This window comes from Campylobacter rectus, from assembly GCF_004803795.1.
Classification (GTDB): domain Bacteria; phylum Campylobacterota; class Campylobacteria; order Campylobacterales; family Campylobacteraceae; genus Campylobacter_A; species Campylobacter_A rectus.
The window spans coordinates 413,192-428,138 of sequence record NZ_CP012543.1; the positions used below are offsets into that span (position 1 = coordinate 413,192).

The window sequence follows — 14,947 nt, forward strand, 5'->3', positions numbered from 1 at the left end:
AGTTTTTAGCTTGTCTTAAGACTATTTGAATTTAGCGTTTTAGCCTAAATACGATTTTTGCATAAATTTCGTTTTTTATGTTAGATTTTAAAATTGGCTCTCTTTAACTTAAGCTCACACAAAGGAGTAGTAAGTTACGATGAGAACTATGTTCTTGAAAAGTAACGAGCGTAGCGAAGTTAAAAAACAAATATATAGTCCGTTCCCGAATTTCAGAGAAGAAATTTAGAGAAATTCTCAAGTACTTTACAGAAGACATAGAAGCATCAAAGATATCAAATTTAACTAAAATTTCAGAAGTAACACTATGCAAAATCTTTAGAGAAATAAGAATTCTTATGTCTAAAGAGTGTGAAAAGATAAGTAAATTTAGCGGTGAAATTTCCAAGCCAGCCTAGAAGCTTCGCTTTGAGATTGATGAAAGTTACTTCGGATCTAAAAGAGTAAGAGGAAAAAGAGGTAGAGGTGCAGCAAATAAAACACCGGTATTCGGTATGCTTAAAAGAGACGGCAAAGTTTATACTCAAATAGTTAAAAACTGCTCTGCTAGTGAGTTAATACCTATATTATCGCAATATAGCGAGCTTGATAGCTCTACTATATATTCTGATTGCTGGAAAGCTTACGATGGTTTAGTTGATTACGGAGTCAAAGCACACTACAGAGTAAAACACTCCAAAAATGAATTCGCTAATGGGAAAAACCATATAAATGGCATTGAGAATTTCTAGGGATACGCTAAACATAGACTAGCTAAATTTAAAGGCATTAAGAAAGGGAATTTCTTACTTCATCTTAAAGAGTGTGAATTTAGATATAATACTAAAACTACACAGGAAAACTTATATCAGAAACTGTTAAAATTGATAAGAGAGAATCCGCTTAAGTTTAATTGAGCCTTAAAATTTATTCTATGCCAAGGGTCAAATTTAATGGCTTTAAATGAAATTAGAGCGAGTTTTTGCCGTTAAATTTAGTCGCTAAATTTATATCCCGCACCGCATCAAATCTATGCGAGCGACGGTCGCCCGAAATCTTGTCGTTTGATTTTAAAAAAGCAGTGAGCCAAACTAAGACGAAGCGGCGAAATAAAGCAAGCCGAAATTCGCTTTCAAATAGCGATAAATTTTGCTACTGAGTCGCGCCGATACGAATTTGATATCGCTCAAAACGCCGCAAGCACGCTAAATTTTGTTTAAAACGTAGTATAAATCTACTTCCGGCTCCTTTTGGCAATCTCAAATTTGAGCTAAAATTTAGTAAATTTAGCTACAATCAAACCGAATTTACGCTCAAAAAAGGAGAAAATATGCCGCTGCTTGATAGCTTTTGCGTCGATCACGTCAAGATGAAAGCGCCCGGCGTGCGTCTGGCAAAGACGATGAAAACGCCTAAAGGTGACGATATAAGCGTGTTTGATTTGCGTTTTTGCAAGCCGAACGAGGAAATTATGCCCGAAAAAGGCACGCACACGCTAGAGCACCTATTTGCGGGCTTTATGCGCGAGCATCTAAACGGCAACGAAGTCGAGATCATCGATATTTCGCCGATGGGTTGCAGAACGGGATTTTATATGAGTGTGATCGGCGTGCCGAGCGAGGAAACGGTCAAAGAGGCATGGACGGCGTCGATGAAAGATATTTTGGGCGTCAAAAATCAAGAGGATATCCCTGAGCTAAACATTTACCAGTGCGGCACATACAAGATGCACTCGCTGGATGAAGCGCACGAGATCGCGAGTAAAATTTTAAAGTGCGGGCTCATCACGATAGATAACAAAGAGATCGCGCTAGACATCGCTGCGATGAGGCTCAAAAAGCGCTAAAGCGCGCTAAATTCGACTATTTTTCGCGAGTTTTAGCTCGCTAGCGATCAAATTTTTCTTAAATTTTACGGATTTTGGTTAGAAAGCCGTTAAATTTACATAAATTTTTATCGCATTTCAATGATTTATAAAACTAGCTCTAACTGCGGTTCTGATAAAGTGCTTTGAATTTTAAATTTAACTAAAAATTTTAAAAAACATCGATATTTTTTAGTTTTTAAATTTGCGATATATTTAAATTTGAGTAAAATTTACACACTTTTATGAAATTATTTGACATTTTTTACTCTAATTTTATTCTCGAAATTTACTCGGATTTGCTAAGCTAAATTTGTTCAAATTTATAAAAATCCCATTTTTAATCGCTATGCCTCATAAATCCAAAATATTTTTCACATATAAATGCTAAATAGTAATAAAAATATAATGATATAATTTTAAGCTATAAATTTATAAAATTATATTAGTCAAATTCATTAAGGAAATGCAATGAAAAATCTCAATTTAGCTTTGATTGTAGCTTGTGTGACTGCGATATGCTTAAACGCCGAGGTTTTGACCAAAACCGCCGAGATATCGCTAGGCGGCAAAAAGGTTGGTAAAATCGAAGTTCTAACGCCTGTCGAGGTGATCGCAAAAGAAGGAGCGAAAGCCAAGATCAGCGTAAAGGGCGCCGTCTCGGGAAACTACATAGCCCAGATACAGCGAAGCGTCAAAAACGCCGAGATTTTCACGGTTTTTGACGATGAAAACGAGGCAAATTTTAAGAAAATAAAAGAAGTGGAGGACGACTACGGCGAAATTTGGTATGAGGTCGAGGGCACGTATGAAATCGCCGCGGACGCCCTTGGAAACGACGCTAACACGCTGTATAAGCAAGCCCAACAAAAATACGAGGAGGCTTGCTCGCCGTGTCACCGACTGCACGAGCCAAATAGCTTCACGGCGGCTCAGTGGCCGGGCAATTTACAGGGTATGATTGAGTCCGGATTCGTCGCTCTTGATGAAACGGATCTAAATTTGATCGTGAAATACCTGCAGCATAACGCAAAAGCTGTAGAATAGAGCTTTGGCGCGCGGCAGTAAAATTTGAGCATTTGAGTATGAGATTTTCGGATATTTGCGGCGCTTTTGCTTAAAATTTTATTTACTAGCGTCAAGCTCAAATTTGCTCGTCGCTCGAAATGTAAAATTTTGCGATATTTGTTCTTTAAATTTGGATTTATTTGGGATTTTATACTTTGACGGCGGCAAATTTAACGCTATTAGCTAAATTTATGCAGCGGTTTTTGCCAGCGTCGCGCTCGCCAAACAACCCAACGTTACAAAGAAAACGAGCGAGCTTCATTGATAAAATATAGGTTTTAAAAAGCAAATAATGGAAAACGAGTTGCCTAATTGCGCCGATGCCGCAAGTATCGACGTGCTTTGGCTTTGCTTGGGTATGCGACTTCGCAACTGCAAGCAGAAGGGGGCAGGGAGTATTATGCTCTCTGTTCGCAGCAGGGGCTTGCTCCTGCGAGAATTAAATAAGGGAGAAACCGATGAAAAGACGAGATTTCATCAAATTTTCGGCCTTGGCGGCTACGGCTGCACAGGCTAGTAGGATAGAGGGCGTCAAGCAGACGATTTTCGACAACAAAAAAGTATTCGGCGCAAACAGATTCGGCCCGTTTTGGGTAAATTTAAACTCATCGCAGATCGTTTCGGTTAGCGAATTTGAGGGCGATAAATTTCCAAATACGATGAACTATAGCCTGCCTGATTCCGTGCAGAACGAAAACCGCGTGCTCTATCCGATGGTACGCAAAAGCTATCTAAAAGCAAAAGGCGCGGCAAAGAGCGAACTGCGAGGTAAAGAGGAGTTCGTGCGCGTTAGCTGGGACGTAGCGCTTGATCTAGCCGCAAAGGCTTTGAAAGAAAACTTCGACAAATACGGTGCCGAGGCGATCTACGGCGAGTGCTACTGGTGGGGCGGTAGCGGCAAGGTCAGCTGGGGTCGTACGGTCGCGCACAGGATGCTAAAGGTGCTAGGCGGCTACGTGGAGGAAAGCGGCGACTACTCGACGGGAGCGGGTCTGGTCATCATGCCTCACGTGTTAGGCGGTAGTGCGGTTTACGACACGCCGACGAAGTGGAAAGCCGTCGTCAAAAACGCCAAAAACGTAGTATTTTGGGGTACCGATCCTATCGTGACGAATCAAATCTCATCAGTGCCTCCGACTCACGACGGCTACGTAGGCATGCAGGAGCTCAAAAAAGCCGGCATCAAAACATATAGCGTAAACGTCATGATAAACGACACCGCGCGCTACTACGGCAGCGAAAACATCATCGTACGCCCGAATACCGACACCGCGCTCATCATCGGTATGTGCCATTATCTATTTACGAACAACCTCTACGACGAGGAATTTATCAAAAAATACACGGTCGGATTTAATAAATTTAAAGACTACTTCCTTGGCACGCAGGACAAAGTCGTAAAAGATATCGAATGGGCGAGCAAAATTTGCGGCGTACCTGCGGGCACGATAGCGCAGTTTGCGACGCATCTGGCTAAGGAGCCTACGACCGTGCTGATCGGCCGCGCGTTACAAAGAGCCGACCACGGCGAGCAGCCTTTCTGGGCGCTAGTGGTGCTAAACGCGATGCTAGGACACGTGGGTAAAGAGGGGCTTGGATTTGAGTTTAGCCTAGGATACGGCTCTGCGGGTGCTACGGACAAGATCGCTCCGGTGCTAAAAGGCCTAAGTACGCGCATCAGCGAGAAATACGAAAATATAGACGGCGCGCCGTGGAAAACGACTAAAAACATCACTATCCCGTCCTCTCGCAGCATCGAGGCGCTAGAGCATCCCGGCAAGGAGATCGACTACGACGGCACTAAGATCAAGCTACCGCATATGAGGGTCGCGTATATGGCGAGCGGCTCGATGTTTACGCGCCATCAAGACGTAAATAACATCGTAAAACAGTGGCGAAAATTTGACACCGTTATCACCGCCGAGCCATACTGGACTAGCACTGCAAGACTAAGCGACATCGTGCTACCAGTAGCTATCGAGATCGAGAGAAACGACATCAACCAAACCGGCTCGACGGGTGAATATATCGTGACCTATAAACCTGCGATAGAGCCGATGGGCGAGAGCAGGAGCGACTTTTGGATCTGCGAGCAAATTTGCAAACGCTGGGGCAGAGGCGAGGTATTTAGCGAGGACAAGGACGAGCTGGGCTGGATGAAGGAATTTTACGCTGATGCGAGCGAGCAGGCTAAGGGGCTAAATTTGAGCATGCCTAGCTTTGAGGAATTTTATGAAAAAGGCTACGTGAGATTTGAAAAAGACAACACGGAAACCGAGCTTTATACGCGCCTAGCGGCCTTCCGCGAAAATCCGGCTAAAAACCGTCTAGGCACGCCGTCGGGTAAGATAGAAATTTACTCTCCGACGATAGCGAAGATGAACTACGCCGACTGCCCGCCGATGCCTACGTGGATAGAGCCTAAAGAGTGGCTAGGCAACGCTAGTAAAAAGTACCCGCTGCATGTCGTTAGCCCTCACTCTCGCTACCGCTTGCACAGTCAGCTAAACAACTCTATCATTAGAAATTTTGCCGAAGTTAGCGGCAGAGAACCGGTGCTAATGAATCCTAAAGACGCCAAAGAGCGTAGCCTAGCCACGGGCGACGTTGCACGCGTATTTAACGACCGCGGCGAGATACTAGCGGGCGTGCTAGTCACCGACATCGTGCCTGAGCGCGTCGTGGCTATCTGCGAGGGCGCGTGGTACGACCCTGAAAAATGGGGCGAAAAGAGCCTCTGCCAGCACGGCTGCGTAAACGTGCTTACGTTTGATAAAGGCACGTCAAGTCTCGCGCAAAGCAACTCGGCTCACACCGTGCTAGCGCAGATTGAGAAATTTAAAGGCGAGATTAAGCCGATAACGGCGTTTTCAAAACCTAAAATACTACAAAGTATTTAGTGCGTCGTTTTTTAAGCGTCTTTGAATGAGCTAGAAAATTTCGCCCTGCGACAGGCTATATGCCTAGTCTTGGGACGAAATTTTCGTCGCTTCTGCTTGCAGTTACGAGCCGCAGGCGAAGTAAAACATTTCAAATCCATCTTAAAATACTTCCGCTTATGTTTTTTTGATTGCGTATCTTTTCGCGAGTGTTTTTGAGAGAGATTTTTGCTTCGTTACATTTGCAACTGCGAGCAGAGGAAAATTTTAAGTTTGCGGCGGACTATCCGTCTAGCCCTGACTTAAAATTTCTGCACAACTCTCAAAATCGTCTCGTGATACTTCCGCTTATCTTTTTACGCTCAAATTTGAAATTCGTCGATCTTGGCAAAACCGCAAACATTGCCTTTTACTGAAATTTTGCCCTTCTAGCGAAAACATATGCGCCGAAAATTTCAGGCAATATGAAAGTGGGCCAAAATTTTCGTGCTGACGAAGTCGGGTGCCGCATCCGTTTGAGCGGGAGCGTAAAATTTGAACGTCAAACTTATCTCTTAGCTAAGCCCCGCTTTCTTTCGTATTCATCAAATTTGAGCGTAAATTTTGCGCAGAGTAAAAAACTCTGCTAAAATTCGCTCAATTTAATCCGAAGGCCGAGCCGTGCAAATCCCGAATTTGATCCGAAATTTTATCCGCAAACGTATCGTTTCGGAGTGTATTTTGCTGCCGTTTTTCTATCCTGACGAGTTTGAGAGCTTTCAGGACGGATATAGATTCAACCGAATAACGGACGAGGATCTAACGGGCAGCGCGCCCGGGCAGTGGCGCAAGAGCCGGCAGGTCATCGCTCGTAACGCCCTGGACGATCCGTTTTTCGTGGATTTTGCGCTAGGCGGCGCCTCGCCCGTGTATTTTGCGTATCACGGCGCGGGCTCGTGGGAGCCGATAAAGGTTGCGGACGACATCGTTAAATTTGAAGAAATTTTAATCGCTCTTGCCGCGCTTGAGGCGCCTTGCTCGCTTGAAGCGATCGCGCCGCTTGCGGACCTAAATAACGAATTTTACCGCGAGCTGGCGGACGACTACGCGCAAGAGGATGAAGCGCGCGAGGAGCCCGAATATAAATATTTCAGCGTTTTCATCGAGGATCTGGGCGCAGACCCAGTAAAAACGCTCGTGTTTTTAAAGAAAATTTTTGAGAGCGAGAGCTTTGCTAGGGTGAAAGAGAGGGCACAAAATCTGCCGCTTTGCCTCTTTAGCGGCACGCAGGAGCTTGCCGGGGCGCTGGAAGACAAACTCGCCTCACTCGGGGGTTAAATTTTACGCGCAAGAGATCTCTTTTAGTGAATTTATCGCGCGCCGTAGTTAAATTTAGCCGAATTTCGCTATCATACATCGCATTTTTTAAGAGGATAAACATGAAAAAATCACTGCTTTTGCTTGCGCTTTGCGCTTTTGCCGGACAGCTCGCTGCTGCTGATATGCCCGCGGTTTGCGAGGAGTACGAAAAGGGCGTTCGCGACTTTATAAAAGAATGGCGGTCGCAAGCTAAAGCTACGGGGAATACGGGCATCAAGCTCGAAATAGATGGCGCCGAAAAAGACTTCGACGTAAGACTAAAGGATATAAAAAATAAGACCAAAGACAAGCAGGAGGCCGCCTGCAAACAGTCCATAGAGTCGCTGGAAGAGACAAAAATGCTGATGAAGAAAATGGGTTATATGAAATAAAATTTGGATAAAATAATGCACCATAATTTGAAAGGATAAACATGAAAAAATCACTGCTTTTGCTTGCGCTTTGCGCTTTTGCCGGACAGCTCGCTGCTGCTGATATGCCCGCGGCTTGCGAGGAGTACAAAAAAGTTTCTTATGCTTTCATCGATACGATGGAAAAACAAGCCAAAGCTCAGGGCGAAAAGGACTTTGACGCCGCCGCAACGAGAAAAGAGTTTGAGGCCGAATACGCAGACATAAAAAAGCTCGGCAAAAAGGAGCAAGAGGCTAAGTGCAATCAAGGCATAGCCGAGGTAAAAGAGCTTGAAAATATGCTAAAAACGATTGGAGTGATAAATCAAATTTAAATAGCTCCGGTTCATAATCTAAACCGAGCTAGCACGTTAAATTTGGCAACCCGGCCCAAAGTGGCGGCAGTTTAGCCGCCCTTTGTAAAATCCGCGTTTAAAAGTCAAATTTAAGCGTGGATTTTTAAATTTACTCTTAAATTTTACCAAACCATCACTCCGCTACGCAAATCTCAGCGCGAAGTATGGCTTTTATCGTGTAAAAGCCCACTATCCCGATAAAAACGCACAAGATAGCAAATCCCGCACTGCCCGCAAGTAAGAAAAACTTAAGCCCGCTAAGCTCGTAAGCCCGCAAAAGTGCGATACTGGCCGCTGCGGTCGGGAAGGTAAACGCCCACCACGAAAGGAAAAATTTGAGCCTCAAAAAGCTTTTAAACATAAAAAGTATGAGAAGCGCGAAAAATAGCGTAACATAGAGCATGATTTTCGCCGGCGCGTCGAAGTTGGCGGTGAGCTTCGTATAGTCCAAAAACGCCATCGCAGGCGGTGCGATCACGATAAAGAGCGTCGGGATAAATTTCTGGGGCATCTGGTCGTGAAAGATGATGCGATAAAATAAAACGGCAAAAAGTACGGGCCAAAAGAATATGCCTACCCCGAAGTAATACCACGCAAGCTCGCTACCCGCAGGTGCTGCAAGCGGTACTAAGAGGTTGCCGACGATGGGGATGAACCACGCGGGGTTGGAGTGCGAGATTAGGATATTGTTCTTGATCCAAAAAGAGACCACGTATAAAGAAATAATCCCCTGAAAGACGATGCCTACGTAAAAAAGCACGCCGTATACGGGCGTAAAATCCTTCCAAAGCGCGGCGATAAGCAGCGTCGAAACCGAAAAAGTCGCGAAAAAATTTACCCGCACGGGGTGAGAAAACTCCGCTGTGAAAGCTTGCGGGTATCTAATGATCTTTGCGGCGTAAAGTGCGCTGATGACGGTATATGCTAGGCTCGCCGTCCACCGCAAAACCTCAAAAATCCAACCAGAAATCCCAAAGATCAAATTTAGCCGCTCATACGCTAGCGCTAGTCCGCCAAGCCCCATAACTACGGTATAAAACATTATCGGGAAGTTTTGTAGCCAGCTATTTTTCGGTGCTTTTTCGTCCTGTGTTTTCATCTTTTTCCTTATTATTTTTTGGGGATTTTAGCCAAATTTTAGTGCGCATTCGGTGATGAGGTTACAGAGAAATTCAGGGCGGCGGATGGTCCAGAAAAGAAAGGTTTCAAAAAGAGCGCTGCTGTATGAGCAGGCGGAGAGTCGGACGTAAAAACTCAAAGCAACGATGCGGAGCGCAAGAAAAGATGGGCGCTATAAAAAAGAGGCGGATGCGAAGGTTTGTGGTCGGCTAAGCGCATAAGAGCGTAAAGTCGGTATGAGCGACGCGAACAAAATGAGACGCTAACAGACTAAGGGCGAATTTGAGAGACGGATAAAATTTAAAACAAAGAGCGAGAGGACGGATGTAAAAGGCGCCCTAGCCGGGAGCTAAAAAAATAAGTTTGCAAAACGGCGAGCCGGGTTTGAACGGATATAAAAAGCCTGTAGATTAGCTAAATTTTGCGAAAAATAATATAATACACTAAAACGCGGGAGGCCAAGATGCTGCAAAATGAGCTTGAAAACGTGCTAATAGAAAGATTTTTGTCTAAATTTTCACTTAGCGGCGAAGATGAAAGAGCGGTTTTAGAGGGCGCGGTCTTAAAAAGCTTTAAAAAAGACGAGACGATCTATACGAAAGACGGATGTCAGGGCTACGCTATCTTAGCATGCGGGCGTATGCGAGGCTTTGTCAGCACGAGTAATTTTAAAGAAATCACCGTTTTTAGCCTAAGCCGGGGCGATAGCTGCATGCTTTGCGCTTTTTGCTCGTTTGGGGCGCTACAAGTGGAGATAAATTTGCAGATAGAGGAGGATACGCAAATGATCCTCATCCCAAAAAAGCTTTTTAAACGCTTGCGCGAGAGCTATCCGCAGGTGGCAAATCACGCTTTGGAGTTGGTTGCGGGGAGATTTAGCGCCGCGATAAACGTGATGGAGCAAGCGCTTTTTATGCCTTTGGCGCAGCGCATAATAAATTTTTTAGAGCAAAACGGCGCGTGCAGAGGACTAAAGATCACGCACGAACAGATCGCAAACCATCTAGGCTCGGCTAGAGAGGCCGTCTCAAGAGTGTTAAAAGAGATGCAAAAGCAGGGGCGCATCGAGCAAAAACGCGGTGTCGTGACATTAAAGTGACTTTGTTACATATTTAAATTTTAAAACTCGCTATCATTTAGCCGATACTTCTAAAAAGGAACTTTTATGAAAAGCATCGGCAGAAGAGGTGCATTGAAAATTTTAGGTGCGGCGGGGTTAGCAGCGGCGGGAGTCGCGAGCGTAGACAAGCTAAACGCCGGCGAAAACGAAGACATCCGCTCAAATATCCTGATAATCGGCGGAGGCCTAGGCGGTATCAGCCTGGCGGCGAAATTGCGGCGAGATATGCCAAACGCCGCGCTCACGATCCTTGATAAGGACGAATACTTCTACTATCAACCGGGCTTTACGCTTATTGCGGCGGGAGTTTATCTACCGGAGGATATAACTTACGAAAAGGCGAATTTGATCCCCGAAGGCGTAACGTGGATAAAACAAAACGCCGCTTCGATCGAGCCTAGCTCAAATTCCGTCACGCTTGAGGACGGTTCAAATTTGACTTACGACTACCTAGTGATCGCTAGCGGAACGGAGTATGAGTTTGAGAACGTGAAAGGGATTAACGCGGAAGATGTCGGTAACGGTGCGATCACCTCGATCTACACGATCCCCGGCGCCCTTCATATGACTCAGATGATGAAAAAGCTCGGTAAAGAGGGCGGCAAGGCGGTTTTTAGCGATAACAAAACTCCGATGAAGTGCTCGGGCGCGAATAAAAAAGTAACATTGCTTACCGAAGATATGGCGCGAAATTTGGGCGGCAGAGATAAGCTTGACATTGCGATATATTCGGGAGCTCGAACGATATTTTCCTCTCCGATTTATGCTAAAATGATAGAGGGGATGCTAGAGGAGCGAGATGTGAAGTATTTTACATCCCATCAGCTTGTCGAGGTGGATAAAAGCGCGAATATAGCCGTATTTGAACGCTATATGCCATACCGTGAAAACGGCGAGGATAAGCTCGCTAAAGAGTTAGTCGAGGTCAAATTTGATTTTTTACATCTCGTGCCTCGTATGAAAGCCTCTAAAATTTACGCCAATGCGGGACTAAGCGTAGAAAAAGGCGACGTAGCAGGCAACTGGATCAGTCTTACGCGCGAGACGTTGCAACACTCGAAATTTAAAAATATCTTTGCTATCGGCGACGTTTGCGGATTTCCTGCAGGCAAGACGGGAGCTAGCATACGTAAGATGTATCCCGTGCTAGCGCAAAATCTCGCAGACGTCATAAAAGGTCACGAACCGAGTGCGAAATACGGCGGCTACACCGCCTGCCCGCTGCTGACGAAATTCGGCAAAGCGGTGATGGTGGAGTTTAACTGGACGGGTAAGCCCGAACCTACGATAGCGTGCATGGGTGCGACTCGCGAGAGCTATCTAAACTGGGCGATGAAACTATATATGATGAAGCCGATGGTCATGCAAGGCATGATAAGAGGGCTTGCGTAAAGGAGAAAATATGCAAAATATTGGAATTTTAGACAAAACTATCCGCCTTATAATCGCGGCGATTTGGATATATGTATTTGGATTCGTATGTTTGAGCTGGTGGTGGCTAGTCGGGCTCGTGCCGTTACTAACCGCTGTTTACGGCTACTGCCCGCTTTATAAATTTTTCGGCATAAACACGTGCAAAAAATGCAAAACAGAAGAGCGAAGCGATGCAAAGCAAAAGAACTAGAATCGCGAAAGTGCTAATCGGGCTAGCGATAATGATCGCGGGAGTCGCGTTTGGCAACTGGTGGGGACTCGTAGGACTCGTGCCGTTTGCCGTAGGCGTCACGGGTTTTTGCCCCGCTTGCTATTTTTTAAATCGTTGTTCGCTAAAGCGCTAAATTTTGCTTGCGCACGGGCTAGAGCGGCCTGGATTTAGCTTGCTTGATTTTGGGGCTTATTCGGATTTGATTTTGTTTGTTTGTTGCTAGGCTTTATCTTGGTTTAGATATTAAATTTAAGCCAAATCTCGTCGCGGCTGGCGGCCGGCATGAGTTTGATCGTTTGATTTGCGCGTTAAATTCGGGATTAAATTTAATTCATTTAAATTTGCGACCGAATTTAACGAGCTTAAGCCAACTCGTAAATTCGCTCTTAAAACAGGATTAAATTTACGCGTCGTCATCTGTTTCGCGTTGCGAGGATGCCCGCGTCCTCTTAAATTTAGCGAATTTTACAGATTTTGCGCGCCTCTTTTATCTACCTAGATCCGTTTTGCATTGCTATTTTGCGCTCCGTTCCGCAAAAGCGAATTTGACCGTCTCGCATCGTTACTTAAATTTGGTCCGAGCTTGTTTTGCTCTTAAATTTATCGTGACCGACCTTGACGCGCTCGGCATCCTCGTCGTCTCGCGCGCTATCGCCATCGGCTCGCCCGTCTGCGTTACTAAATTTTCCCAATTAGTCGATTTTAATGCATGCCCAGCATTTTTAAGCTAAAATAGGCCAAATTTTTAAAAGGATAAACGTGAACGATTTTAAAAGATTAAACGAGCTAGTAGCTGTAGGCAAAGACGAACTAAACGCGATGTATCGGCAGCTAGATAACCCAAGCGAGGTCGTGCTAAAGATGCTAAAAATCGCCGGTTTTAAAGGGCAAAAGAGTGAAAAAATCGCAGTTTTACGCCGCATAGTCGATCTAAAAACGGAGCCGCTAGAAAACGAGTTAAAAAAGCAGGGGCGCGAGGAGGCCGCGATAGGGCGCATAAAAGACGAAGCTTTTGAGCTCGTGCGCGAGTTTTACGAAGCGCGCTTTGAAAGGCTTTTGGCGCGGATAAAAGAGGAGAAAATTTTAGACGAGTTTTACTCGGCGCTACTTAGCGGCATGCACGGCGCGGGACTAGCGATGAACGCGTGGCAAAGCGCGTGGGACAGGCAAATCCTGCAAACGACGAATAAAGAATTCGAAGCTAAATTTGCAAGCATGGCCGAGGCGATCAAATTTATCGACGAAAACCGCCTCTATCAAAAAGACGGCTGCGAAAAGGGCGAGCGAAGCTACGGCGCAGTCATAAAAAACGGCGAAAAATACGCCTTTGCGCCGTATGCCGCGGCTTTTGAAAAAGAAGTAAAACGCGTGGCAGACGCTCTAGACGCGCTAATCAAAAATCTAAAAACGCTAGCCGCAAACGACGAGCAAAGAGCCTACGTAACGTACTTTGAAAAGCTAAAGGCGGCGTTTTGCGAGCGAGAAAACGACCGCGCGATCCCGGCGTGGCAGGACGCCGAGCGCGCGTGGATGGATGTAAAAGGCCCGCTGCAGCCCGGCCATCCGCTCGAGTACTACGAGGATGCCTACACGCACGCCGTCGCGCTCGAGTGGGACGTGAGGCTAGCGGGGACGAGCGACTTTGACGAGGCGAAATTTAAAAAGGGCGTCATCCGCGCCTACGAGCAAATTTGCGAGCAGTGCGGTATCAAGGACGCTGCGCTAGAGCGCCAAGTGACGCAAAACGTCGCACGCACGCAGACGTACATCAGCGTGCCGATGATCTACTATGGCGCCGAGCTAAACGGGCTTTTCTCCGCGCAGGTCGTGCCAAACGACGAGACCGTGAGCAAGGAGCGCGGCAAAAAGATATTCGCTTTCGTCGAGCACGTTTACGAGAGTGCCAAGGCGAGGCCGTTTATGAAGCTTAGTGGGGAGATTTTTTCGCGCGAGTTTTTGGACTACGGGCGCGAAATTTTGTTTAAAAAGCCGCAAATTTGGAAGAAAACCTACGAGATCTCCACGATCGGCCACGAGTTTGGGCATATACTTTTCGTCGGCACCGACACGGAAAAGACGATGAACGCAGACGGCGAGTTTAAATTTATCGAGGAGTACAAGGCGACTACGGGCGGGCTCGTAAATTTCTTTATCGGCGGCGATGCGAGCTACGATATGAGCGTATTTCACGAGCTGATCGCCCGCGCGGTCGGACTTATCGCGTGGCGCGAGGTCGATGAGGTGCGCGCGTACTACTGCGAGGGGCTTATCCATCTTAGCTTGCTGTTTGACTCGGGCGCGCTTAGCTTTGAGGACGGCGCTTTGATCGTCAAATTTGACCGCGAACACTATGCTAAATTTAAAGAAATTTGCCTCGCAAACTATAAAAATTTGGCGCTTCACTACGCAAGGCGCGCTCCGGCGGGCGAGTTTTTGGCGAAATTTTGCGACAAAGAGGGCAAAAGCTACCTGCCTAAACACGCGCAGGCAAGGGCCTTTGTAGAGCACTACTATGCCCGCTACAAGGCTATAGGAAACGAGCTTGACGAGAGCGGCGAATGGGAAAAGTGGCAAGCGAGCGAGAGATAGAGAGTTTCTTTTGTATCAAATTCGCCGGTTCTTTGGACGGCTCGCTTTGTGACGTAAATTCGGCCTATTTTGCGGGATCTGCGCTTAGCTTTCCGTGCGGCGGTTTGGGAAATTTGCGCGGCAAATTTACGAATCAGGCGAGTTTAGTTTGAAAAATTGCGTAAAATTTCAGTTTGTTTGCCGTGATTTTTTGAGCAGCGTTTGCGTCGTCCTTTTGCGCGCGGGATGAGCGCAGTCGTTTGCGCCGCATTTATCCGCAAATTCGCGAGCTTGTTTTCATTTGGCAACTCGTTTTAAGGATGTAGAATTTGATCGCTTCGCGGTATTTATGAGGCTGGCTAGGCTCGCTACATTTTGCAAACGATATCGCGATTTTAAATTCGCCGATAAAATTTTGCGGCGGTTTGGGAAATTTGCGCGGCAAATTTACGGATCAAGCGGCTTATATCGCGACGCTAGCCTCATTTTGCGGATTAGACGGATTTTATTTTCGCGAAATACGACCGAAATTCTACGTATTGCAAATGATGCGTGTTAAATCCAAAATTTGACGCGTTTTTACGCCGGGATTTTTGCTAAA

The 14,947-nt window shown here is 46.0% G+C and carries 15 protein-coding genes and 1 pseudogene; 14 read left to right on the forward strand and 2 right to left on the reverse strand.

The window, feature by feature from the left end:
* Nucleotides 1-194: 194 nt before the first annotated feature.
* The 8 genes and pseudogenes from CRECT_RS02055 (at nt 195) to CRECT_RS02090 (ending at nt 7,873) form a co-directional block, all read left to right on the forward strand.
* Nucleotides 195-896 (forward strand): annotated as a pseudogene (locus CRECT_RS02055) (IS1595 family transposase).
* 413 nt (nt 897-1,309) lie between these two features.
* Nucleotides 1,310-1,825 (forward strand): S-ribosylhomocysteine lyase, encoded by a 516-nt coding sequence (luxS, locus tag CRECT_RS02060; protein ID WP_004320534.1) that lies wholly within the window; start codon nt 1,310-1,312, stop codon nt 1,823-1,825.
* 489 nt (nt 1,826-2,314) lie between these two features.
* The gene (locus tag CRECT_RS02065; protein ID WP_004320539.1) at nt 2,315-2,890 is read left to right on the forward strand and encodes a hypothetical protein; all 576 of its coding nucleotides are present in this window, start codon (nt 2,315-2,317) and stop codon (nt 2,888-2,890) included.
* A gap of 313 nt (nt 2,891-3,203) precedes the next feature.
* On the forward strand, nt 3,204-3,428 hold the full coding sequence (locus CRECT_RS02070) for a hypothetical protein (RefSeq protein ID WP_157752393.1): 225 nt from the start codon (nt 3,204-3,206) through the stop codon (nt 3,426-3,428).
* Nucleotides 3,370-5,811 carry a molybdopterin-dependent oxidoreductase gene (locus CRECT_RS02075; RefSeq protein WP_004320521.1) on the forward strand — a complete coding sequence of 814 codons (2,442 nt, stop codon included), beginning with the start codon at nt 3,370-3,372 and terminating at the stop codon, nt 5,809-5,811. The genes CRECT_RS02070 and CRECT_RS02075 overlap by 59 nt, the downstream gene beginning before the upstream one ends.
* 639 nt (nt 5,812-6,450) lie before the next feature.
* Entirely contained in the window at nt 6,451-7,107 is a 657-nt protein-coding gene (locus CRECT_RS02080; RefSeq protein WP_004320478.1) for a hypothetical protein, read from the forward strand.
* A gap of 101 nt (nt 7,108-7,208) precedes the next feature.
* Complete coding sequence (locus CRECT_RS02085; protein WP_039888363.1) at nt 7,209-7,520, forward strand: DUF5339 family protein; 312 nt, start codon at nt 7,209-7,211, stop codon at nt 7,518-7,520.
* 41 nt (nt 7,521-7,561) lie between these two features.
* Nucleotides 7,562-7,873, forward strand: a complete 312-nt coding sequence (locus CRECT_RS02090) for a DUF5339 domain-containing protein (protein WP_004320526.1) — start codon at nt 7,562-7,564, stop codon at nt 7,871-7,873.
* 154 nt (nt 7,874-8,027) lie between these two features.
* On the opposite strand, the gene CRECT_RS02095 is transcribed toward CRECT_RS02090, so the two are convergent.
* Nucleotides 8,028-8,993, reverse strand: coding sequence for an SLAC1 anion channel family protein (locus CRECT_RS02095; protein ID WP_004320561.1), 966 nt, complete (start codon nt 8,991-8,993; stop codon nt 8,028-8,030).
* A 483-nt stretch (nt 8,994-9,476) separates the two neighbouring features.
* On the opposite strand from CRECT_RS02095, the gene CRECT_RS02100 reads away from it, so the two are divergent.
* The 4 genes from CRECT_RS02100 to CRECT_RS02115 all read left to right on the forward strand — a co-directional run bounded on the left by CRECT_RS02100 (nt 9,477) and on the right by CRECT_RS02115 (nt 11,911).
* Nucleotides 9,477-10,112 carry a Crp/Fnr family transcriptional regulator gene (locus CRECT_RS02100; protein ID WP_004320518.1) on the forward strand — a complete coding sequence of 212 codons (636 nt, stop codon included), beginning with the start codon at nt 9,477-9,479 and terminating at the stop codon, nt 10,110-10,112.
* Between the two features lie 66 nt (nt 10,113-10,178).
* Nucleotides 10,179-11,525, forward strand: a complete 1,347-nt coding sequence (locus tag CRECT_RS02105) for an NAD(P)/FAD-dependent oxidoreductase (RefSeq protein ID WP_004320519.1) — start codon at nt 10,179-10,181, stop codon at nt 11,523-11,525.
* Between the two features lie 10 nt (nt 11,526-11,535).
* Nucleotides 11,536-11,757 carry a YgaP family membrane protein gene (locus CRECT_RS02110; protein WP_004320503.1) on the forward strand — a complete coding sequence of 74 codons (222 nt, stop codon included), beginning with the start codon at nt 11,536-11,538 and terminating at the stop codon, nt 11,755-11,757.
* Nucleotides 11,738-11,911 carry a YgaP family membrane protein gene (locus tag CRECT_RS02115; protein ID WP_039888366.1) on the forward strand — a complete coding sequence of 58 codons (174 nt, stop codon included), beginning with the start codon at nt 11,738-11,740 and terminating at the stop codon, nt 11,909-11,911. Before CRECT_RS02110 ends, CRECT_RS02115 begins: the two co-directional genes overlap by 20 nt.
* 433 nt (nt 11,912-12,344) lie before the next feature.
* Here CRECT_RS02115 and CRECT_RS12905 read toward each other — a convergent pair whose 3' ends face one another.
* Nucleotides 12,345-12,470, reverse strand: a complete 126-nt coding sequence (locus tag CRECT_RS12905) for a hypothetical protein (protein WP_257792184.1) — start codon at nt 12,468-12,470, stop codon at nt 12,345-12,347.
* A 67-nt stretch (nt 12,471-12,537) separates the two neighbouring features.
* Here CRECT_RS12905 and ciaB point away from each other — a divergent pair, with 67 nt between their 5' ends.
* Nucleotides 12,538-14,367 carry an invasion protein CiaB gene (gene ciaB, locus CRECT_RS02120; RefSeq protein ID WP_004320501.1) on the forward strand — a complete coding sequence of 610 codons (1,830 nt, stop codon included), beginning with the start codon at nt 12,538-12,540 and terminating at the stop codon, nt 14,365-14,367.
* The gene (locus CRECT_RS02125; protein WP_039888368.1) at nt 14,337-14,519 is read left to right on the forward strand and encodes a hypothetical protein; all 183 of its coding nucleotides are present in this window, start codon (nt 14,337-14,339) and stop codon (nt 14,517-14,519) included. Before ciaB ends, CRECT_RS02125 begins: the two co-directional genes overlap by 31 nt.
* Nucleotides 14,520-14,947: the final 428 nt, after the last annotated feature.